The sequence below is a fragment of the Amycolatopsis sp. GM8 genome, assembly GCF_021653975.1.
GTDB lineage: Bacteria > Actinomycetota > Actinomycetes > Mycobacteriales > Pseudonocardiaceae > Amycolatopsis_E.
In genome coordinates, this window is the sequence record NZ_JAJKFK010000004.1 from 212,921 (window position 1) to 236,146 (window position 23,226).

General features: G+C 71.7%; 9 protein-coding genes and 2 pseudogenes. All 11 read left to right on the top strand.

Features of this window, described 5'->3' with window-relative positions:
• Positions 1 to 8 precede the first annotated feature (8 nt).
• Positions 9 to 10,082 (top strand): type I polyketide synthase, encoded by a 10,074-nt coding sequence (locus tag LOZ83_RS19645; protein WP_236792306.1) that lies wholly within the window; start codon positions 9 to 11, stop codon positions 10,080 to 10,082.
• A gap of 6 nt (positions 10,083 to 10,088) precedes the next feature.
• Positions 10,089 to 11,663 (top strand): annotated as a pseudogene (locus LOZ83_RS40785) (type I polyketide synthase); the annotation flags it as partial.
• 69 nt (positions 11,664 to 11,732) lie between these two features.
• A pseudogene (locus LOZ83_RS40790) lies at positions 11,733 to 13,124 on the top strand (acyltransferase domain-containing protein); the annotation flags it as partial.
• Positions 13,121 to 15,022, top strand: coding sequence for an HAD family hydrolase (locus LOZ83_RS19655; protein WP_236792308.1), 1,902 nt, complete (start codon positions 13,121 to 13,123; stop codon positions 15,020 to 15,022). The pseudogene LOZ83_RS40790 and the gene LOZ83_RS19655, both read left to right, overlap by 4 nt.
• Entirely contained in the window at positions 15,013 to 16,062 is a 1,050-nt protein-coding gene (locus LOZ83_RS19660; protein WP_236792309.1) for an LLM class flavin-dependent oxidoreductase, read from the top strand. The genes LOZ83_RS19655 and LOZ83_RS19660 overlap by 10 nt, the downstream gene beginning before the upstream one ends.
• The gene (locus LOZ83_RS19665; protein WP_308190246.1) at positions 16,059 to 16,970 is read left to right on the top strand and encodes a TIGR03621 family F420-dependent LLM class oxidoreductase; all 912 of its coding nucleotides are present in this window, start codon (positions 16,059 to 16,061) and stop codon (positions 16,968 to 16,970) included. Before LOZ83_RS19660 ends, LOZ83_RS19665 begins: the two co-directional genes overlap by 4 nt.
• A gap of 94 nt (positions 16,971 to 17,064) precedes the next feature.
• The gene (locus LOZ83_RS19670; RefSeq protein WP_236792311.1) at positions 17,065 to 18,066 is read left to right on the top strand and encodes an MsnO8 family LLM class oxidoreductase; all 1,002 of its coding nucleotides are present in this window, start codon (positions 17,065 to 17,067) and stop codon (positions 18,064 to 18,066) included.
• An 86-nt stretch (positions 18,067 to 18,152) separates the two neighbouring features.
• The gene (locus LOZ83_RS19675) at positions 18,153 to 19,775 is read left to right on the top strand and encodes an ABC transporter substrate-binding protein (RefSeq protein WP_236792312.1); all 1,623 of its coding nucleotides are present in this window, start codon (positions 18,153 to 18,155) and stop codon (positions 19,773 to 19,775) included.
• Positions 19,760 to 20,728: an ABC transporter permease gene (locus LOZ83_RS19680; RefSeq protein WP_236792313.1), complete on the top strand. Its 969-nt coding sequence runs from the start codon at positions 19,760 to 19,762 to the stop codon at positions 20,726 to 20,728. The genes LOZ83_RS19675 and LOZ83_RS19680 overlap by 16 nt, the downstream gene beginning before the upstream one ends.
• 3 nt (positions 20,729 to 20,731) lie before the next feature.
• Positions 20,732 to 21,577 (top strand): ABC transporter permease, encoded by an 846-nt coding sequence (locus tag LOZ83_RS19685; RefSeq protein ID WP_236792314.1) that lies wholly within the window; start codon positions 20,732 to 20,734, stop codon positions 21,575 to 21,577.
• Positions 21,574 to 23,193 (top strand): ABC transporter ATP-binding protein, encoded by a 1,620-nt coding sequence (locus LOZ83_RS19690; RefSeq protein WP_236792315.1) that lies wholly within the window; start codon positions 21,574 to 21,576, stop codon positions 23,191 to 23,193. The genes LOZ83_RS19685 and LOZ83_RS19690 overlap by 4 nt, the downstream gene beginning before the upstream one ends.
• The last annotated feature ends 33 nt before the right edge of the window (positions 23,194 to 23,226 follow it).

A 23,226-nucleotide genomic window follows, 5' to 3' on the forward strand; every position in this document is an offset into this window, starting at 1 on the left:
GCTCATCGATGGTGAACGAGGACAAGCTCCGGGACTACCTGAAGCGCACCACCAGCGACCTGCTCCGGACGCGGGCGAAACTGGACGAGGCCGAGTACGCGGCACGTGAACCGCTCGCGATCGTGAGCATGGCCTGCCGCTACCCCGGCGGGGTGCGCACCCCGGACCAGCTCTGGGAACTCGTCCGGTCCGGCACCGACGCGGTCGGGCCGTTCCCGTCCGACCGCGGCTGGCCGCTGGACGACCTGATCGACCCGGATCCCGACGCGGCGGGGACCAGCTACGCGAGCGAGGGCGGATTCCTTTACGACGCCGCCGATTTCGACGCCGAGCTGTTCGGGGTCAGCCCGCGCGAGGCGCTGTCGCTGGACCCGCAGCAGCGGCTGCTCCTGCAGACGGCCTGGGAGGTCTTCGAGCGCGCCGGGATCAACCCCCGTTCGGTCAGTGGCCTCGACGCCGGGGTGTTCGTCGGCCTGATGTACAACGACTACGGCTCGCGGCACGTGCGGGCGCCCGAAGGCTTCGAAGGGTTCATCGGCACCGGCAGCGCGGGGAGTATCGCGTCCGGCCGGATCTCCTACACCTTCGGCCTCACCGGTCCGGCGCTCACGGTCGATACGGCCTGTTCCTCGTCGCTGGTAGCGCTGCACTACGGCGCGCAGGCCGTGCGCCGGGGAGATTGTGAACTCGCCCTGGTCGGCGGGGCGACGGTGATGGCGACGCCGGCCACCTTCATCGAGTTCAGCCGTCAGCGGGGACTCTCCCAGGACGGCCGGTGCAAGGCATACGCCGCGGCGGCCGATGGCACGGGCTGGGCGGAAGGCGTGGGCCTGGTTCTCATCGAGCGGTTGTCCGAGGCGCGGCGGAAGGGACATCCGGTCGTCGCCGTGCTGCGGGGCAGCGCCGTGAACCAGGACGGGACGAGCACGCAGCTGTCCGCGCCCAGCGGGACAGCCCAGCAGCGCGTGATCCGGGCGGCACTGGCGGACGCCCGGCTGGGACCGTCCGATGTGGACGCGATCGAGGGGCACGGCACCGGCACCGGCCTCGGCGACCCGATCGAGGCTCGCGCACTGCTGGAGACCTACGGGCGGGCACGCACCGCGGACGACCCGGTGCTGCTCGGCTCGTTGAAGTCCAACATCGGGCACACCCAGACCGCGGCCGGCATCGGCGGGGTCATCAAGATGGCGCTCGCGATGCGGCACGGGCTGCTGCCGCGGAGCCTGCACATCGACCGGCCCTCGGCGCACGTGGATTGGGACAGCGGCGCGGTTTCCCTGTTGACCGGACCGGCGCTGTGGCCCGAACGGAACCGGCCGCGCCGGGCCGCGGTGTCCTCGTTCGGCATCAGCGGCACCAACGCGCACGTCATCCTCGAACAGGCACCCGCCGAAGAGGCACCGGAACGCGACGCGCTGGATGCCCGGCCGGTGGCGTGGGTGCTGTCCGGCCACACCGAGAAAGCCTTGCAGGGTCAGCTCACCCGGCTCCGGCAGCACATCGCGGACCACCCCGAACTCGATCCCGCGGATGTCGCGAGCACGCTGGTGCGCTCGCGCGCGACGCTGGCCCATCGCGCGGTCGCGGTCGGCACCGGCCTCGACGAACTGGCCTTGGCACTAGAGGCGCTGGAACTCGGCCAGCCGTCGCCGCGCGCGGTCAGCGGCGAGGCGGTCGCGCCGGAACGAACCGTCTTCGTCTTTCCAGGACAAGGCTCGCAGTGGCTGGGGATGGCGACCGCGCTGCTGGACGATTGTGAACCGTTCCGGACCGAGATCCACCGGTGCGCCGGCGCGCTGGCCGCGCACGTGGACTGGGATCTCCTCGAAGTGCTCGGCAGCGACGACCCGGCACTGCTGGAGCGCGTGGACGTGGTGCAGCCCGCGCTGTTCGCCGTGATGGTCTCGCTCGCCGCGGCGTGGCGTTCGATCGGTGTCACGCCGGCGGCGGTGGTGGGACACTCACAGGGCGAGATCGCCGCGGCCTGTGTCGCGGGCCTGCTCACCCTCGATGACGCGGCGGCACTGGTCGCCTTGCGCAGCAAGGAACTCGTGACCCTGGCCGGCACCGGGGGGATGGCGTCGATCGAGGCTTCCGCGGACGAGGTCACCCGGCTCGCCGGCGACTCCGCGATCGAGATCGCCGCGTTCAACGGCCCCAGGGCCACGGTCGTCTCCGGGCCTGCGAGCGCGGTGGCGGCCCTCGTCGCCCGGTGCGAGTCGAGCGGGGTGCGCGCCCGGCTCGTCCCGGTGGACTACGCGTCTCACTCCGCCGCGGTGGAGACAGTGCGCGAGCGGCTGCTGAGCGCACTCGGCCGGGTGCGCCCCCGCGACGGCGAGGTCGAGTTCTTCTCCACGGTCACGGCGGGCCGGGTCGCGGGTGGCTCCCTCACCTCCGAGTACTGGTACGAGAATCTCCGGCGGCCGGTTCGCCTCACGGACACGATCACGACCCTCGCCGAGGCGGGCTACCACGCGTTCGTCGAGGTGAGTCCGCACCCCTTGCTGGTCCCGGCGTTGCGGGACACCTTCGAGGACGCGTCGCTCCCGGCGAGCGCGGTCGGCACGCTGCGGCGCGACCACGGTGGGCTCGACCAGCTGCTGACCTCGGCCGGCGGGCTGTTCGCCAATGGCGGCGCCGTCGACTGGGAGTCCACAGTGGAGGGTCGAACGGTGGACCTGCCCACCTACGCGTTCGACGAGCAGCGGTTCTGGCTGGAGGCGGGCACCGCGAGTGCCGGCACCGGGCACCCGTTGCTGGGGACGGCCGTCGAGCAGGCCGGTACGGGCGGCGCGGTGTTCGACGGGGTGCTGGCGGACAGGGCGGGCAACTGGGTGCGCGAGCACTGGCTCGGTGATCGCACGGTCCTGACAGGAAGCGCGATCCTGGAACTCGCGCTGTCCGCCGGGGCCGAGACCGGGATGCCTTTCGTCGAGGAGCTGACCCTGCTCGCGCCGCTGGAGGTGCCCGCGGGGCCGGTCCGGATCCAGGTCGGTGTCGGCGCCCCGGAAGACGGACGTGCGCCGCTCACTGTCCACAGCAGACACTCGGAGGACGGTCCCTGGCTGCTGCACGCGTCGGGCCGGCTCGCCGAGGACCGGCAGGATGCCACCCGGGCGCGGGTCGCCGGGTGGCGGCCGCCTTCGGATGCTGAGCCGTTCGACGTGGCGGCCGGTTACGCCGCGCTGGAGGAGCTGGGCGTCGGGTACGGGCCCGCGTTCCGGGCCGTGCGCAAGGCCTGGCGGGCCGGCACCGAGCTGTACGCGGAGATCGAGCTGGATGAAGAGTCGCCGGGTTCCTTCGCGTTGCACCCGGTGCTGATCGACGCCGCGACCCACGTGTGGGCGTTCGACCGCGTGCGCGACGCCGCGGGCTCCAGCGGGACGGCACCGATCGCGGTTCCCTTCAGCTTCAGCGGTGTGCGGCTGCTGGCCGGCGGCGCGCGGCTCCTGCACGTCCGGCTTGCCCGCGGGGACAGCGGGATCTCCCTCACCGCGGTGGATCCCGCCGGTGCGCCGGTGCTGATCGTGGACGAACTGGTCACCCGCGAGGCGGGGGAGCTCGGCGCGGCCACGGGCACCGCCCCCGTCCGGCGGCGCAAAACCGTCCGGCCGCTTGCTGCCTCGAACGGTCTCGGGAAGCAGTCGGAGGAGGAAGTCCTGTCACTGGTCACGGCCGCGGTCGCCGGTGTGCTCGGGCACTCGTCACCGCGCGCCGTCCGCGCGGACCGGCCGTTCCGCGACCTCGGCCTCGACTCGCTCACCGCGGTGCAGCTGCGCGACCACCTGGGCAAGGCGCTGGGCCGGAAGCTGTCGGCGACCGTCGTCTTCGACCACCCGACACCGCGCGAGCTCGCCCGTTACCTGGCCGTCGATCCGGGCACGCCCGCGGCGAGTTCCGCGGCGTCCCGGACGGACGAACCCATCGCGATCGTCTCCATGGGGTGCCGCTACCCGGGTGGCGTCCGTTCGCCGGAAGACCTGTGGCGGCTGGTCGAATCGGGTGGCGACGCCATCGGCGAGTTCCCGGACGACCGCGGCTGGCCGCTGGAGTCGTTGTTCGACGACGATCCGGACACCCCGGGCACCTCGTACGCGCGGCACGGGGGTTTCCTCCACGACGCGGCGCAGTTCGACGCCGGGTTCTTCGAGATGAACCCGCGCGAGGCCCGCGCGGCCGATCCGCAGCAACGGCTGCTGCTCGAAACGGCGTGGGAGACCGTTCAGCGGGCCGGGATCGACCCGTCGAGCCTGGCGGGCTCTCGCACCGGTGTCTACACCGGACTGATCTACACGGAGTACGGCGGCCGTGTGCAGGCCGACCCCGCCGAGCACGGCGGCTACCTCGGCACCGGAAGCGCGGGCAGTGTCGCGTCCGGACGGATCTCTTACACGTTCGGGCTGCGCGGCCCGGCCATCACCGTGGACACCGCCTGCTCCTCGTCGCTGGTGGCGCTGCATCTGGCGGCGCAGGCCCTGCGGGCGGGGGAGTGCGACCTGGCGCTCGTCGGTGGTGCGACGGTGATGGCGACGCCCGCGACCTTCGTCGAGTTCAGCCGCCAGCGCGGGTTGTCCCCGGACGGGCGTTGCCGCGCGTTCGCCGACGCCGCGAACGGGACTGGGTTCGGCGAGGGCGTCGGGCTGATCCTGGTGGAGCGGCTGTCCGACGCCACCCGGAACGGGCACCCGGTACTGGCGATCGTCAAGGGCTCCGCGGTGAACCAGGACGGTGCCAGCAACGGCCTCACCGCACCGAACGGACCGTCCCAGGAACGGGTCATCGCCGACGCCCTGGCGTCGGCCGGGCTGGTGCCCGCGGATGTGGACGCCGTCGAGGCGCACGGGACCGGGACCACTTTGGGGGATCCGGTGGAGGCGCAGGCGCTGCTCGCGACCTACGGCGCGGACCGGGCGGAGGATTCCCCGCTGTGGCTGGGTTCGCTGAAGTCGAACATCGGGCACACCCAGGCGGCGGCGGGCGTCGGCGGCCTCATCAAGATGGTGCTGGCGCTGGACCGGCAGACGCTCCCGCGCACCCTGCACGCCGAAACGGCGAGCAAGCACGTCGACTGGTCGCGGGGCGGGGTGGCCCTGCTGACCGAGAACACCCCGTGGCCGAGGACGGAGCGGCCGCGCCGGTTCGGGGTTTCCGCGTTCGGCATGAGCGGGACCAACGCGCACATCATCGTCGAGGAGGCGGGGCCGCCGGCAACGCCCGCGGCCCGCCCGGCGGCCGTGGTCGTCCCACTCCTGCTCTCGGCGAAAACGGAAGCCTCGCTGCGAGGTGAAGCCCGGCGCCTTCGCGAGTTCCTCGAACAGGACGGCGAATTCGGCCTCGCGGAGATCGCCGGAACGCTGGTGCACGGCAGACCCGGGTTCGCCCACCGCGCCGTGGTCGTCGCCCGCGACCGCGGCGAGGCGATCGCGGGACTCTCCGCGGTGGAGACCGGCGCACCAGCGGCGAACGTGGTGACCGGCCACGCGACAGCCGAGCACGCACCGGTTTTCCTTTATCCAGGCCAGGGATCGCAGTGGGCGGGCATGGCCCGGGAGTTGCTGGAGGCGTCCCCGGAATTCGCCGCGCGGGTCGGGGAGTGCGCGGCAGCGCTGTCGGAGCACACCGAGTGGTCCCTGCGGGAGGCGCTGGACTCGCCGGCCGGGGACGCCGAAGTCATCCAGCCGTCGTTGTGGGCGATGATGTCCGGACTCACCGAGGTCTGGGCCTCGTTCGGGGTCGAGCCTGCGGCCGTCATCGGTCACTCCCAGGGTGAGATCTCGGCGGCGTTGGCCGCAGGAGCGCTTTCCCTTGAGGACGCGGCCGCCGTGGTGGCCCTGCGGGCGAAAGAACTGTCCGCGATCGCGGGCCGCGGGGCGATGCTGTCCGTCGCCGCGCCGGCCGAGGTGCTCAGCGCCCGCCTGCCCGCGGGGATCGTCGTCGCCGCGCACAACGGTCCACAATCGACAGTGCTGGCCGGGGACCGGGAAGCGGTGCTGCGGCTGAAGGAGTCGTTGGTGGCGGACGGCATTCGCGCCCGGCTGGTCGAGGTCGACTACGCCTCGCACTCGTCGCACGTCGAGGCGCTCGAAGCACGGCTCCTGCGGAACCTGCCCGACGTCGAGACACCCGGAATCCCTGCCGCGGACCTCTACTCGACGGTGACGGGAACCCGCGTCGATCCCCGGGCCGAACCGCTGGGACCCGCGTACTGGTACCGCAACCTGAGGCAGCCGGTGCTGCTGCAGCAGGCCGTCGAGGCGGCCATCGGGGACGGGCACCGGGTGTTCGTCGAGATCAGCCCGCATCCCGTGGTGTCCACCGGGGTCCAGGAGATCCTGGAGGACGCCCAGGTCGAGGACGCCGCCGAACTCGCCGTCATCGGCACGCTCCGCCGGGACGAGGGCGGCCCGGGCCGGATGCTGCTGTCGGTCGCCGAAGCATGGGTACGGGGAGTGCCGGTGGACTGGGCACGGCAGATCCCGCGGCCTGGCCAGGTCCCGCCGCTGCCGACCTACGCCTTCGACCGGCGGCGCCACTGGCTCGACCCCGCGCGGTCCGGGGCCGCGCCGGGCGGCGCGCGTTCCCTGCCCCACCCCGTGCTCACGGCCGGAATCCGGCAGGCGGATGGCGATCGGGCGCTGCTGTCCGGCCGGGTTTCCCTGGCGACCCATCCCTGGCTGGGCGACCACCGCGTCGCGGGCCGTGTGCTCGTCCCCGGCGCGGCGCTGGCCGAACTGGCCTCGTACGCGGGTGAGCTGGCGGGGACGCCGCGCGTCGGTGAGCTGATCCTGTCGAAACCGCTGGTGCTGGGCGAGAGCGGCGTGACCGAGATCCAGGTGGAGATCGGCGCGCCCGGGGAAAACGGCACCCGGTCGATCGGCGTCCACTCGCGACAGGCGGACGACGCCTCTGCCGGCGGCGTGCTGGGTGGCGAGTGGACGACACACGCCGTCGGTTCCCTGGAGCGCGCGGCCGAGCCCGAGCAGGACCCGTCCGGCGGCACGTGGCCGCCACCCGGCGCCCGCGAGATCGGCGTCGCCGGGGTCTACGACGAGCTCGCGGCGGCGGGATACCACTACGGGCCCTCGTTCCGCTGCCTGCACGCGTTGTGGCGCCGGGAAACCGACGTCTACGCGGAAGTCCGTGTCCCGGCGGAGGCGGCGGACCTCAGCGGCTTCGGCATCTCACCCGCGTTGCTCGACTCGACCTTGCACGCCATCGGCGCCGCGGGCCTGTTCCCCGGTACCGGCGGGGTGCGGCTGCCGTTCGAGTGGCGGGGCTTCACGCGGTACGCGGCCCCGACGCCGGTGCTGCGTGTGCGGCTCCGCCGGGACGGCGACAACGGCGTCACCGTGCGAATGTCCACATCGGACGGAGTGCTCGTGGCCGACATCGAAGCGATCTCCTTCCGCGAAGCCGATCCAGCCGAACTCGCACGTCTGGGCGCCGACCCCGATCTTCTCTACCACCTCGTGTGGGAACCGGTGGAAACCGCTGACACGGCGACACCCTGCTCGGTGGTGACCGTGCCCGGCGGGGACGAGGGCGACGCACCGGGCGCGGCTCGCGCCATGCTGACTGCGGTGCTGGAGGAGACCCTGCGGGCACTGGCCGAAGTCCCGCCGGAGGAAACCGTGGTGGTCCTGACCTGGTCCGCGATCGTGGCCGCGCCGGGCGAACGAGTGGCGGCACTGGGCGCTGCCGCGGTGTGGGGTGCCATTCGCAGCCTCCAGGCGGAGGAACCGGGACGCGTCGTCCTGGTGGACACCGACACCGAACGGGATCCGGACGAGCTGGTGCGCGCCGCGGTGGCCACCGGCGAACCGCAGGTGGCGGTCCGCGACGGCCAGTTCCTCGTGCCGCGGCTGCGGCACTGGGCACCGCAACTCGTCCTGCCGTCGCGGCAGCAGCCCGGCTGGCACCTGGAGGCCGGCGACTCGGGTTCGCCGGACGACCTGATTTTCGCGCCCCGCCCGGACGGCGGCGTGCCGGAGCCCGGTCAGGTCCTGGTGTCCGTGCGGGCTTCCGGCTTGAACTTCCGGGACGCGATGGCCGCACTCGGCATGGTCTACTCCACTTCCGCCGGCCTCGGTGTGGAAGGCGCCGGGGTGGTGCTGGCGGTAGGCGACGGAGTGCACGGGTTCCGGCCCGGCGACCGGGTGATGGGCCTGATCGCCAGTGGTATCGGCCCCACCGCGACCACGGATCACCGGCTGCTGGCCCCGATCCCGGCCGGCTGGTCGTTCGCGCAGGCGGCCTCGATCCCGGCGGTCTACCTCACCGCGTACTACGCGCTGCGCGATCTCGCCGGCGCGGTGCGGGGGGAGACCCTCCTCGTGCACTCCGCCGCGGGCGGGGTCGGTGGCGCCGCCATCCAGCTCGCCCGGCACTGGGGTCTCGTCGTGTTCGGCACCACGAGCGAAGGCAAGCGGCAGGCGGTCCAGGACAGCGGAGTGCCTCCGGAGCGCATCGCCTCCTCCCGTGATCTGTCCTTTGCGGACAGTGTGCGTTCGGTCGCCGGGGAACACGGGATCGACATCGTGCTGAACTCGCTGAGCGGTGACTTCGTCGATGTGTCACTGGGACTGCTCGGCCAAGGCGGCCGGTTCCTGGAGATGGGGAAGACCGATATTCGGGACCCGGATTCCGTCGCGCGTGCGCACAACGGAGTCCGGTACCAGGCTTTCGACTTGTTCGAGGCCGGGCCGGACCGGATCGCCGAGATGCTGGCCGAACTCGTCGTTCTGTTCGAGTCGGGCGTCCTGACGCCACCACCCGTGACCGCGTGGCCCGTCGGGCAGGCGCCGACCGCGCTGAAATACCTCAGCCAGGCGCGGCACATCGGCAAGGTGGTGCTGCGGATCCCGCGGCCTCTCGACCCGGACGGCACGGTGCTGATCACCGGCGGCACCGGCGGCGTCGGGCGCCTCGTGGCCGCGCATTTCGCCCGGGAGCACGGGGCTCATCACCTGCTGCTGGTCAGCCGGCAGGGCGAGCGCGCCGAATCCGTTGCCGAGCTGACGGCGGAACTCCGCGCCCTCGGCGCCGAGGTGAGCTTCGCTGCGGCGGACGTCGCGGACGGCGACGCGCTCGCCGCCGTGCTGGACGCGATCCCGCCCGAGCGACCGCTGACAGCGGTGGTGCACGCGGCAGGAGTTCTCGCCGACGCCACCGCCGCCACGCTCACCCCGGCGCTGCTCGACACCGTGCTGCGGCCCAAGGTCGACGGGGCGTGGCACCTCCACCGGCTGACGAGAGACGCCGATCTCGCTGCCTTCGTGCTCTTCTCGTCGGCGGCCGGTGTGGTCGGCAACCCCGGACAGGCCGCCTACGCGGCGGCGAACGTGTGGCTCGACGCGCTGGCCGAGCGGCGAGAACGGCAGGGGCTGCCCGCGACGTCGATCGCCTGGGGGCTCTGGCAGTCCGACAGCGCGATGACCGGCACGATGTCGGCCACCGACCGGGCCAGGATGGCGGGCTCAGGCGTCCTTCCCCTTTCGGCGCCGGAAAGCTTGGCCCTTCTCGACACGGCGATGACCGCCGACGTCCCGGCGCCGGCCGCGATCCGGCTCGACCTCGCCAGGCTCGCCGCGCGCGGAAGTGCCGAGCTGCCCGCCGTGCTGCGCTCACTGGTGCGGCCGTCACCGGCCGGCACACCCGAGGGCCCCGGGATGGCCGACCTGCCCGGCCTGCTGGCCCGCTCCGACGAACCGAGGAGACGAGAACTCGTGAGCGACGCCGTCGGGCGCACCGTGACCGCGGTACTCGGGCAGGGGCCGATCGACGGTGAACACCGCACGTTCAAGGAGCTGGGTTTCGACTCGCTCACCTCGGTGGAACTGCGCAACCGCTTGATGCGGATCACCGGGCTGCGGATGCCGGCCACCGTCGTGTTCGACCACCCGACCCCGTCGGCGCTCGTGGGTTTCCTGCTGGGACAGCTCGTTCCCAGCCCGGTCACCAGGACGCCGGAACCCGCGGCGACGCCACCGGTCGAGCTCGGGAACGCGACGGCCGAGGAGCTCTTCCGGTTCATCGACGCCGAGCTGCGTGGCCAGGACACGCCGGAACGAGAGGGGTGAGAGATCGTGAGTGACGAGCAGAAACTGGTCGAGTACCTGAAGTGGACGACCGCCGAGCTCACCAGGACCAGACAACGGCTGGCAGAGCTGGAATCCGCGGCGGACGCGCCGGTCGCCATCGTGTCGGCGGCCTGCCGGTACCCGGGTGGAGTGAACGACCCGGAAGACCTGTGGCGTGCGGTGTCGGGCGGGATCGACGTGGTCTCGGACTTCCCGGCGGACCGAGGTTGGGCCGTCGCGGGTGCGTCGCGGGGCGGTTTCCTCGACGACGCCGCCGGTTTCGACGCCGGGTTCTTCGGCATCGGCCCGCGCGAGGCGCTGGCCATGGACCCGCAGCACCGCCTGCTCCTGGAGACCGCCTGGGAGGCGTTCGAACGAGCGGAAGTCGTGCCGGAGACGTTGCGCGGCAGCCGGACCGGAGTGTTCACCGGGGTGATCTACCAGGACTACGCGCCCCGGACCGGCACGGAGCCCGAAGAGCTCGAGGGTTACTTCATGACGGGCAACGCGGCGAGCATCGCGTCGGGCCGGGTCGCTTTCACCTTCGGGCTCGAGGGCCCGGCGATCACCATCGACACGGCCTGCTCGTCCTCGCTGGTGGCCATCCACCTCGCGGCGGACTCCCTGCGCCGCGCGGAGTGCGATCTCGCGCTGGCGGGCGGCGTGACGGTGATGGCCACGCCCCGCGTCTTCACCGACTTCGCCCGCCAGCGCGGTCTGGCCGCGGACGGCCGGTGCAAGGCGTTCGGGAAGGGCGCCGACGGCACCGGATTCGGTGAGGGCGCGGGCATCCTGCTGCTGGAACGGCTTCCTGACGCCGTCCGCAACGGACACGAGGTGCTGGGCCTGATCCGCGGCTCCGCGGTGAACCAGGACGGCGCGAGCAACGGCCTCACCGCACCGAACGGCACGGCGCAGCGGAAGGTCATCGCGGCCGCGCTCGCCGCCGGCGGCGTGAGCGCGGACCAGATCGACGCGGTGGAGGCGCACGGAACCGGCACCGCACTCGGCGATCCCATCGAAGCCGGCGCCCTGATCGAGACCTACGGCGCGCACCCCGATCGCGAACAGCCGGTGCTGGTGGGCTCGATCAAATCGAACATCGGTCACACGCAGGCCGCGGCCGGCGTGGCCGGGGTGATCAAAATGCTGCAGGCGCTGCGGAACGAACAGCTACCGCCGACCCTGCACGCGAGCGAGCGCAACGAGCTCGTCGACTGGACCGCCGGGAAGGTGGAGGTGCTCACGGAGGCGGTGCCGTGGCCACGCGGTGAGCGCGTTCGCCGTGCCGGCGTGTCCTCCTTCGGGATCAGCGGCACCAATGCCCACCTGATCATCGAGGAGGCCGCCGCGCCCGAGCCCGCGGACCCGCTTCCGCCATCGCCGGGGGACGCCGTGCCGTGGGTGCTCTCCGGCAAGAGCGAGAACGCCGTCCGCGCGCAGGCGACCGCGCTGGCCGACCTGCTCCGCTCCGCCGGAGACATCGATCTCGCCGCGGTCGGCAGGACACTGGCGACCGGCCGGATGCACTTTTCCCATCGTGCGGCGGTAATCGGGGAGACTTCCGCGGAGCTCCAGCGGGCGCTGAGCGCACCGTTCGCGATCAGCAAAGTCCGCAAGGCAGCGGTGGTCGCGGTGGTGTTCAGCGGCCAGGGAACGCAGCGGGCACGGATGGGCCATCCGCTTTTCGAGCGATACCCGGTCTATGCCAAGGCTTTCGACGCCGCGTGCGCGGCGCTCGACTCCGCCCGGGAGCGCTCGGCGGAAAGCGTTCCGTTGCGGGACGTCGTGTTCGCCCCGCCTGGAACCGAACTCGCCGAAGCGTTGCACCGCACGGAGTTCACACAGCCCGCCCTGTTCGCCACTCAGCTGGCGCTCTACCGGCTCGCGGAGGACTGGGGAGTGGTGCCCGCCGCGGTCATGGGGCACTCGATCGGTGAGCTCACCGCGGCGCACGTGGCGGGCGCGCTGGCGCTGGAAGACGCCGCGAGCCTGGTGGTCGAGCGAGCACTGGCCATGCAGGACGCCCCGGCGGGCGGGAGCATGCTCGCCATCCGCGCCTCGGAGCAGGACGTCGCGAAGTCCCTGGAGACCACCGCCGGGCAGGTGTGCCTGGCCGCGGTGAACGGCCCGCGCTCGACCGTCGTCTCCGGCGACGGCGACGCGGTGCGGCGGCTGGCCGCCGCGTGGCGGGCGAAGGGCGTCCGGACGAAGGCCCTCAAGGTCAGTCACGCGTTCCACTCCCACCACATGGACCCGGTGCTGGCCCGGCTGACGCGGGCGGCGACCGGGCTCGCCGTCGGCGAACCGCGGATCCCGCTGATCTCCAACCGGACCGGCCGTGCCGCGACCGCCGCCGAGTTGCGCGAGCCGGGGTACTGGGCGGGCCACGTACGCGGCACCGTCCGGTTCCACGACGGTGTGCGGACGCTGCACGAGCTCGGTTGCACCGTCTACCTCGAAGCCGGACCGGACGCCACGACGACCGGCATGGTGGCCGACTGTGTCGCCGGGACGGAGAACGCCGGGACCGCGATCGCACTCGTGCGCGAGCCCGCTTCGGAGGTGCGTTCCGTTCGCTCCGCGATCGCCCAGGTACACACCGCCGGTGCCACGGTGGAGTGGACCAAAGTGCTCGGCAGTGGCCGCGGCGCGGCCGTCCCGACCTATCCCTTCCAGCGCGAGCACTACTGGTTCTCGGCACCGGCCGTCGCACCGCCTGCGAGCGCGGTTCCCCCATCCCGGGCGTCGTCCGCCGTCCAGGCGTTCGACGGGGTGCCCGAGGCCGAGCGGCACGATGTCCTGCTCGCGCTGGTGGTGGACGCGGTGAACCGGGCGCTCGGACACGACGGCGCGGTCGTGGCACCGGACGACAACCTGCTGGACGCCGGGATCACTTCCTTCGCGGCGCTCGAGGTGACCAACCGGCTCGCCGAGATCGCGGGTATCGCCGTGCCGCCCAGCACCATGTTCGACCACAGCACGGCACGGGAACTCGTCGGTGCCCTGGCGCCCGGCGTGAGCACGGGGGAGCGGTCGTGACCGGGCCGTCGGCGGAAGCCAGGGAGAAACTCCTGGCACTGCACCGCGATCGCCTGCTGGTGGACCGCTACGACGAGGCGGGGCGGCTGCTGGCCGCCATGACGCCGGCCGACCGGGCGCGGTCGGCGCGGCTGCTGGAGCGGGTGGACACCGCCGCGGTGGCCGACAAGCACCCGCGGCTCCCATCGGTCACCGTCGCGGTGACGGGGCACGGCACGCTCAGCGCGTTGCGGACGGCGCTGACCGGCGAACTGTGCGCCCACGGCTTCCTGCCACGGGTGCGCCTGTCGGATTTCGACTCGTACGTGTTCGATCTCGGCGACCGGAACAGCGGTCTCTACGCCGCACGGCCCGACGTCACCGTGTGCGTGCTGGACCACTCCACGGTCTTCGACGAGGTGCCGGTTCCGTTCACCCCCGAGGACGTCGCGCACGCCTTCGAACGTAAACTCGAGCTGTGGCGCGGACTGGTCGGCACATTCCGCTCCGCTGGCACGGGCACCCTCGTGCTCAACACGATCCCACTGCCACGGCACTTTCCCGCCCAGCTGCTCGACTACCCGGCCAAGGCGCGCCTGGGTGCCGTGTGGCGAGCGGCGAACGCGGAGCTGCTCGGGCTGGCCGACGCGGCCGGCTCGATCGTGGTGCTCGATCTCGACCCGCTGCTGACGACCGGTGTCGAGCTGGTCGAGCCCCGGTTCGAGGTCTATACCAGTGCGCATCTGTCCGAGTCGCTGCTCACGGCGTACGCGGGCGAACTGGGACACCTCGTGCGCGCGCGGTCCGGCCGCACGAAGAAGGTGCTCGCGCTCGATCTGGACCAGACCTTGTGGGGTGGGGTACTCGGTGACGACGGCGTCGAAGGTATCGAGGTGGCGCACGGCCATCGCGGCGAGGCCTTCCACGGTTTCCAGCGGGTGGTCAAACAGTTGCAGTCGCAGGGTGTGCTGCTGGCCGCGGTGAGCAAGAACGACCACGACGCCGTGGACGGCGCGTTGCGTGAGCACCCGGACATGCTGCTGCGCAACGAGGACTTCGTCCGGGTGCTCGCGAACTGGCGGCCCAAGCCGGACAACCTGCGTGAACTGGTGGGCTCACTGAACCTCGGCGCGGACAGCGTCGTCTTCGCCGACGACAGCGCCCACGAATGCGCCGCCGTCGCGGGCGACCTGCCCGAGGTGACCGTCGTCGAGCTCGACGCGGAGCCCGCCCTGCACGCGCGGAAACTCCTTGCCCAGGCGTGGTTCTCCCGGATGGAGACCACCGCGGAGGACCGGGCGAGGACCCGGCTCTACCACGAGGAGACCGCACGGTCGGATTTCCTGTCCGCGGCCGCGACACCCGAGGACTTCTTGGCGGGGCTGGGGGTGTCGGTCACACTGGGACCCGTCGCCGCGGCCGATGTGCCGCGGGTTTCCCAGTTGACGTTGCGCACCAACCAGTTCAACCTCACGACCGAACGCCTGAGTCAGGCGGACGTGCGGGCACTGGCGGCCGGGCCGGCGGCGCGGGTGCTCACCATCTCCGCGCGCGACCGCTTCGGGGACAACGGGATCGTCGGTGTGCTCACCCTGCGGGCCGAGGAAGGCGAACTCCACATCGGCAACTTCCTGCTCAGTTGCCGGGTGTTCGCCCGCGGCATCGAGCAGGCTTGCCTGTCGTCCGTCCTCGGCGCCGCACGACGGCACGGCTACCGCGTCGTGCGCGGCAGCTACCGGCCGACAGCGAAGAACGCGAAAGTCGAAAAGCTCTACCCGCACTACGGATTCACCGGCGGTGACGGGGAGTACGCCCACGACCTCAGTCACATCTTGGACGTCCCGGCACACCTGACGATCGAGATCACCGGGGGTCTCGTGCCCGAAACGCGACCGGAAGGGGCGGAACCGTGCGCATAGGGATCGCGTACCTGAGCATGTCGGAGTCGACCGGCCGGAGCGCGTCGGCGGACAAGCTCGCGGAATTCTTCACCGAGGTGGAATGGGCCAACGACAAGGGGTTCTCCGGGATCTGGATCACCGAGCACCATTTCTCCACCTACAGCGTCAGCTCGTCCCCGCTCGTTCTGCTCGCCAAGGCCGCACAGGTGGCACCCGATCTGCGCGTCGGCACGGCGCTGCTGGTCCTCCCGCTGTGGGACCCCGTGCGGCTGGCCGCCGATGTGGCCACTTTGGACGTTCTCTCCGGCGGGCGGTTCGACTTCGGCGTCGGCCGGGGCTACCAGCCGCACGAATTCCTCGGCCTGGACCGCGACTTCGGTCGCAACCGGGAGATGTTCGAAGAGGCGATCGGGCTCATCCGGCGGCTGTTCACCGAGGACGAACTGATGCACGACGGCCCGCACTACTCGATCCGGGCGCCCGTGACGTTGCTGCCCCGGCCCGTGCAGCGGCCGCACCCGCCGATCTGGATGAGCGCGACCAGCCCGGAATCGCTGAGGTTCGCCGCGCGCAACGGCTTCAACTTCCTGACCGGTGCGGGGATCTCGCCCGGCGAGGTGCTCCGGCGGCGCGCGGCGGCCGACGCGGAGCTGGGCGGCGCCGTGCCGGCAGGACGGGAGTTCTCGACCAGCCGCTACGTCTACTGTGGACAGAGCACCGAGGGCCGCGAGCTGGCTGTCCGTGAGGTGTGCCGCCAGCTGCAGGTCTCCCGGTCGCTCGCCCGGGGGGCCGTCCCGCGGTACGGGTGCCATCCCGACCCCGGCGCCCAGCTCGACCGCGGGCTGCTGGACGCGGCTGCCGGCGCCCTCATCGCCGGCGGCCCGGACGAGGTGGCGGAGCAGATCGAGGCGCTCGGCCGCAGCGGCGTCACCCAGGTCATCGGCGCGTTCCGGTACGGGGCCCTGCCGCGGACGGTCGCGTCCGACTCCATTCGCCTGTTCGCCGCGGAAGTACTGCCGCGGCTGGCCGAGACGACCGCCGTCGGGGCCGCACTGTGAGCCCGCGCTTCCGGTTCGGAGTCAGCATGGTCACCGTCGAATCCCGTGAGGACTGGGTCGGGAAGTGCCGCCGTGCCGAAGCACTCGGGTACGACATCATCCAGATCGGCGACCACATCGGTATGCCGGCGCCGTTCCCGTCGATCATGCTGGCCGCCGAGGTGACCAGCAGGCCGCGAGTGGGTGCCATGGTGATCAACGCGGGCTTCGTCAACCCGGCCCTGCTGGCCCGGGAGGTCTTCACCGTCGACCGGTGGACCGGCGGCAGGCTCGACATCGGGCTCGGCGCCGGTTACGCGCGGGAGGAGTTCAAGAGCGCGGGACTGGACTGGGAGCCCGCGGGCGCGCGGGTCGACCGGCTGGCGGCGCTGGTGGCCGAACTCGACCGGCTCGCGGCCGACGAGGAGTTCCAGCCGCGCCCGCTCCAGTCCCCGCGACCACCGCTGACGATCGCGGCCGGCGGGGACCGGATGCTGCGGTTCGCCGCCCGGCACGCGGACACCGTGGCGCTGGTGGCGATCAAACCGGCACCGCTGGACACGCCCAATCCACACGTCCTCGTCGACGCGGCGGGTGAGTACGTGCAGATGAGCCGCGCGGAAACGGAGGAGCGGATCGCCTTCCTACGGGCCAGTACGTCCGCCCGCGCGGCGGAACCGGAACTCAACACCGTGGCGATGACCGTGGTGCTGACCCGTGACCGCCGGGCCGCGGCCGAGCACTACCGCGCGCTCGCCCCCGCCCTCACGATCGACGAACTCCTGGACCAGCCGTCGGTGCTCATCGGTACGCCACAGCAGATCGCGGAGCAGCTGGTGGCGGATCGCGAACGGCTCGGGATCTCCTACATCACGGTCCTCGAGCCGTACCTGGACGCCTTCGGAGAGGTCATCGAGCTGCTCAAGTGAGTTGACAACCTGAGGAATCCTCGACTTAATGAGCGGGAGAACCTGAGACAGCCTCACCCTAGTGCACGGCCCCTGCCGAGGAGTTGGAAACACCATGTCCGATGCGATCTCCGTTGCCGTCCACGACACCGTCCCGGTCTGGCGCACCGACGCACCGGGGGACGCGTTGCGCCGCACGATCGACCTCGCGACCGCCGTCGAGGAACTCGGGTACCGGCGGTACTGGGTGGCCGAGCACCACAGCACACCCGCGCTGGCCACGTCCGTCCCCGCTGTCCTCGCGGGCCAGATCCTCGCCGCGACCCGGACGATGCGCGTGGGATCCGGCGCGGTGCTGCTTCCCAACCACCCCGCGCTGACCGTCGCGGAAGAGTTCGGGCTGCTCGAGAGCCTCTACCCCGGCCGCGTCGACCTCGGTCTGGGGCGTGCGTCCGGCGGGGCGCCGGCGGCCGCGGCCCGGCTCGGCGATCCTCGCCGGCTCGACTTCGACGCCCAGCTCACCGAGCTGTCCGGATACTTCTTCAACCGGGGCAACGACATCGAGGGTGTCCGGGCCGTGCCCGAACCGGCGTCCGCGCCCCATTTCTGGATGGTCGGCTCGAGCACCGGCAGCGCCGCCTACGCCGGCCGGCACGGCCTGCCCTACGTCTACGCCCACAGCATCGTGCCCGGACCGGCCCCGGCGGCGCTGGCCGCCTACAGGGACGCGTTCGAGCCCTCGTCGCACCTGAGCGAGCCTTACGCCGGTGTGGCCGCCGTGGTCGTGCTGGCCGACACCGACGAGCAGGCGCGCGCCCAGGCCGAGCCGTTCGTGCTCGGGCAGATCCTGATGCGCACCGTCGACCACGACACGGTCCTGCCCACCGAGCAGGAGACCGCCGCGCACCGCTACACCGCGGAAGAGGAACTCTTCCGCCGCGGCCGGCTCGATCCGCAGTTCATCGGTTCGCCGGCCACCGTCGCGCCGGGCCTGCAGTCGCTGCTGGCCGAAACCGGGGCCGACGAGTTGTTCGCACTGACCCAGGTGCCCAGCCACGACGCGCGGATCCGTTCCTACGAACTGCTGGCGAAGGTCATCGCCTCGATGAACGTATGACCAGCGCGCCGGTTCTCTCACCGGATGGCCGCCTTCAGTTTCCCTTTAGCCGTGAACTGCACCGTGGCGATGGAGGTGATCGATTCATGAGAGTTCCGGCCATCGCGTGCGTAGTCCTCGCACTCACCGCACTGGTGTCGTCCTGTGCCCCCGGGCAGGCGGGCTCCGCCGACCACGGTCCGCCCCGTCCCGGTGGGACGCTGCGGCTGGCGATCCAGAAAGAACCCGAGTGCCTGGATCCGCACCAGAGCCCGACCGAGGCGGCGGGCACGCTGGCCCGGCCGATCGTCGACTCCCTGGTCTCCCAGGACGCGACCGGTGGGATCCACCCGTGGCTGGCCATCGGCTGGACCATCTCGCCGGATCAGCTGACCTATACCTTCGCGTTGCGCCAGGGCGTCCGGTTCTCCGACGGGACGCCGTTCGACTCGGCCGCCGTCGTCGCGAACCTGGAGCATGTCGTCGCCCCGGCGACCAAGTCGTTGCTCGCGGCGAACCTCATCGCCGCTTTCTCCTCCGCCGCCGCGATCGACCCGCTGACCGTCGAGGTCCGGCTCTCCCGGCGCGCGTCCTCACTGCTGGGCGCGCTGGCCACGCCCTACCTGGGCATGGAGTCGCCGCGCACACTCGGCGGGTCCGCGAGTGACCTGTGCACCAGGATCGTGGGCACCGGTCCGTTCATCAGTGACGGCGGCTACGCCCAGCAGTCCGGGATCAATTACCGCCGCAACCCCGACTACGCCTGGCCGCCGTACGGGGCCGGGCACGACGGGCCGGCCCGGCTGGACGGCATCACCGTGCAGGTGGCGCCGGACAACGCGGCGAGGTTCGGCGCGCTGAGCAGCGGCCAGGTCGACGCGATCACGGCCATCTCGCCGGTCAACGCCAGGGTGCTCAAATCCACCCCGGGCTTCGTGCTGTACTCGAAGCAGATGCCGGGCAGCAACTACAGCTACTGGCCGAACACCGAGCGCGGTCCGCTCTCGGATCCCTTGGTGCGCAAGGCTTTCCGCAGCGGGGTCGACTGGGCACAGATCGTCCGGAACGTCTACTTCGGAGTCTACGAGCCCGCGCACGGAGTCCTGTCGCCGACGACCCCGGGCTACGACGCGTCCCTGGAAGCGGGCACCGCCTACGATCCCGCCGAGGCCGCCCGCCTCCTCGACCAGGCGGGCTGGACAGGGCGGGACGCCGAGGGCTACCGGACGAAGAACGGGCAGCGGCTCACGCTCCGCCACATGTGGTCCGACGCGGGGATCACCGACGTGGCCGTCCAGGTCCAGGCCGCGGCACGGCAGCTCGGCATCCAGACGGTCGAGGAGAACCTCGACGGCGGCACCTACGTCGACCGCATCCTCAAGGGCGACTACGAGCTCACCGACACCAACTTCTCCGCGCCCGGACCGGAAGTACTGCAGGTGCTGTACGCGTCCGCCAACATCCCCAACCCGGAACGGGGGCTGAACAACAACATGGCCCGCTACGACAATCCCGCGGTGGACGCCGATTTCGACCAGGCGATGCAGACCACCGACCAGGCCGCGCGGCTCGCGCACTACGACGACGCGCAGCGGCAGCTCACCGAGGACGCGGCCGTGTTCCCGCTCTACACGACCGTGGACACCGTCGCCGCCCGAGACGGCGTTCAGGATGTCGAGTTCGACGCGGGCGCGCTGCCCGGCTTCTACGACACATGGCTGGCGTCCTGACCGTGCCCGCCCCGCGCGACCGGCGCGCGGGGCGGCTGGCCCGCCTGCTCGGCACCCGCATCGCGGCCTCGGTCGTGGTGTTGTGGGCCGCCGTCACCGCGGTCTTCTTCCTGCTGCGGCTCATGCCGGGCAACACCGTGGACGTGCTGCTCGCCCGGTCGCAGGTGAGCCCGCAGGTGCGGGCCCAGGTCATCGCGGCCTACCGGCTGGACGGCTCGGTCGGCACCCAGTACCTGGCCTATCTGGGCCGGGTACTGACCGGGGACCTCGGCGAGTCCTACGTGCTGCGCGAACCCGTCGCGACGGCGATCGGCCAGCAGCTGCCGGACAGCCTCGCACTGCTCGCGGCGACGATGGTGATCACCGTCGTGGCGTCCGTCGTGCTCGCAATTCTCGGCGCGAGTCGGCGTCCGTGGGTGCGGTCGTCGTTCACGGCCGTGGAATCCCTCGCGTCCTCCGTGCCGCCGTTCTGGCTCGGCCTGCTCCTGCTGACCGTGTTCTCGTTCACGCTGCACTGGTTCCCGGCGATCGGCTCCGGCGGCCTGCCGGGACTCGTGCTGCCGAGCATCGCGCTCGCCGCGAGTGCCGTCGCCGTGGTCACCCGGGTCCTGCGTGAGGGCCTGTTGCACGCCCTGGAGGAACCCTTCGTGGTGACGGCACGGGCCCGGGGCACCGGCGAACTGGCGGTCCGTTTCCGGCACGTGCTGCGCCACGCGCTGCTGCCGGTGACCACGATCCTGGGCTGGATGGCGGGCTCGCTCATCGGCGGCGCGGTCATCGTCGAGATCGTGTTCTCCCGCGCGGGAATCGGGCGCCTCACCCTGTCCGCGGTGCAGAACCGGGACATGCCCGTGGTGACCGGCGTCGTGCTGCTCGCGGCGGTGATCTTCGTAGTGGTCAACATCCTGGTCGACGTCCTCAACTGGATCGTCGACCCCCGGACCAGAGGGTGAGCCATGACCGATACCGAACTCGCCGTCCCGAGGCCGCGCCGCACGACCGGCGGCACCGCGTTCTGGATCGGCGTCGCGTTCCTGGTACTCCTGGCGGCCGCTGTCGTGTTCCCGGCACTGTTCACCCGGATCGATCCGAACGCCGCGGACCTGTTGTCCACCTTGCGCCCGCCGAGTGCCGCGCACTGGCTCGGCACCGACCAGAACGGCCGCGACATCTTCGCCCGGATCGTCTACGGCGCCCGCCCTTCGCTGGTGATCGGGCTGGGAGCGACGGTGCTGGCGCTGGCGGGCGGGATCGTGCTCGGGACGGCCGCGGCCCAGCTGGGCCGGGCCGGTGATCAGGTGATCAGCCGGGTGCTCGACGTGCTGTTGTCGGTGCCAGGGCTGCTGCTCGTGTTCCTCGTCGTCGCGGTGCTCGGGATCGGCAGTGCCAATGCGACGATCGGCCTGGCGCTTGTGGGCCTGCCCGGTTTCGCCCGGGTGGTGCGAGCGGAGGTCATCCGCGTTCGCGGGGCGCACTACGTCGAGGCCGCACTGGGACTCGGGTGGCGCAGGTTCACGGTGATCGTCCGCCATCTCGTGCCGAACGCCGTGGGGCCGATCTTCGCGCTGGCGACCGTCGGCCTGGGCAGCATGATCGTGGCGAGTTCGTCGCTGAGCTTCGTCGGCCTCGGTCCGCAGCCGCCGACCGCGGAATGGGGCGCGATGCTGTCGGGGAGCCGTGACTACCTCGTCCTGGCCTGGTGGCCCGCGGTGTTCCCAGGGCTCGCGATCACCCTCGCGGTGCTGGCCTTCACGGTCGCCGGCCAGCATCTGCAACGCCGAATCGACCGGAGGTCGCGATGAACGCGGACGTCCCCCTGCTCTCCGTCACCGGGCTCGAGGTGTCCTTCGCCTCGCGGCGCGACACCGTGCGCGCCGTGCGGGGGGTGTCCTTCGAAATCGGGCGCGGGCAGATCGTGGCGATCGTCGGCGAGTCGGGATCCGGCAAGAGCGTCACCGCGAGAAGCCTGGTGGGACTCGCGGGTGACAACGCTTCGGTCCGTGCGGACACGCTCACTTTCGACGGGGCCGATCTGCGCGAGTTCTCGGCGGCGCGGTGGCGGGCACTGCGGGGGAGCCGGATCGGGTTCGTCCTGCAGGACGCACTCGGTTCGCTGGATCCGTTGCGGCACATCGGATCCGAGATCGCGGAGCCACTGCGCGAGCACCGCACCGTGCCCGCCCGCTCGGTGCCCGGCGAGGTGCTGCGACTGCTCGCCGAAGTCGGTGTCCCGGAGCCGGACCGGCGGGCGCGCCAGTACTCGCACGAGCTTTCCGGGGGATTGCGGCAGCGGGCGCTCATCGCGTCCGCCATCGCGGCCGGGCCGGAGCTGCTCATCGCCGACGAGCCGACCACGGCGCTCGATGTCACCGTGCAGCGCCATGTGCTGGAGGTGCTGCGCGACCGCACCCGGGACGGCACGGCGATGCTGTTGATCAGCCACGACCTCGCGGTGGTCTCCGAACTGGCCGATCACGTGTACGTCATGAAAGACGGCCGGTTCGTGGAGGACGGGCCGACGAGGATGGTGCTGGACGCGCCCCGGCACCCCTATACCCGCGCGCTGCTCGCCGCGGTCCCGGTTCCCGGAGTGCGCGCTCTGCGCCGGCCGGAGCGGTTGGCGCAGGCGGGCACAGTGCTGGAGGCGAAGGAGCTGCACAAGACCTACCGCCTGCCCGGGCGCGCCCGGCTGACCGCCGCCGATGGCGTCTCCTTCGCGGTGCGCGCGGGCGAAACCCTTGGCATAGTCGGTGAATCGGGATCGGGGAAGACCACGGTCGGGCGCATGCTGATGGGGCTGCTCGAACCGGACTCCGGCAAAGTCGAGGTCGACGGGCGACCGTGGACAGCCTTGCGTGGCGCCGGCCGCCGGGCCGCCCGGCGCCGGATCCAGATGATCTACCAGGATCCGCTGAGCTCCCTCGACCCCCGCTACACCGCGCGGCAACTCCTCGAAGAACCCTTGCAGGTGACCAGAACCCCGGCGGCAGAACGGCGGCGCCGGGTGGCCGAACTGCTCGACTACGTCGGCCTGAGCGCCGACCTACTCGGGCGGCGGGCCCGCGAGCTGTCGGGCGGCCAGCGGCAGCGCCTGGCCATCGCCCGCGCGCTCGCCGGCGAGCCCGACGTGATCGTGTGCGACGAGCCCGTTTCGGCGCTCGACGTGTCGGTCCAGGCGCAGGTTCTCGAAGTGCTCAACCGCGTGCAGGCCCGGCTCGGCGTGGCCTACGTGTTCATCTCCCACCACCTCGGCGTGATCTACCAGATCAGCGATCGGGTGGTGGTGATGAACAAGGGCGAGGTCGTCGAATCCGGCGACGTGGAGAAAGTGTTCACCGCGCCGGAGCACCCGTACACCAAATCCCTGCTGGCAGCGGTTCCGCGCATTTCTCCCGAAGCGGAGACAATTCCAGGCTGAAGGCGTCCTTAACCGTCGTTGCGGGCAGCGCCG

Coding starts and splice junctions, on each gene's coding strand:
- LOZ83_RS19680 (WP_236792313.1), top strand. CDS start 19,760: ATGGCTGGCGTCCTGACCGTGCCCGCCCCGCGCGACCGGCGCGCGGGG.
- LOZ83_RS19675 (WP_236792312.1), top strand. CDS start 18,153: ATGAGAGTTCCGGCCATCGCGTGCGTAGTCCTCGCACTCACCGCACTG.
- LOZ83_RS19690 (WP_236792315.1), top strand. CDS start 21,574: ATGAACGCGGACGTCCCCCTGCTCTCCGTCACCGGGCTCGAGGTGTCC.
- LOZ83_RS19645 (WP_236792306.1), top strand. CDS start 9: ATGGTGAACGAGGACAAGCTCCGGGACTACCTGAAGCGCACCACCAGC.
- LOZ83_RS19685 (WP_236792314.1), top strand. CDS start 20,732: ATGACCGATACCGAACTCGCCGTCCCGAGGCCGCGCCGCACGACCGGC.
- LOZ83_RS19670 (WP_236792311.1), top strand. CDS start 17,065: ATGTCCGATGCGATCTCCGTTGCCGTCCACGACACCGTCCCGGTCTGG.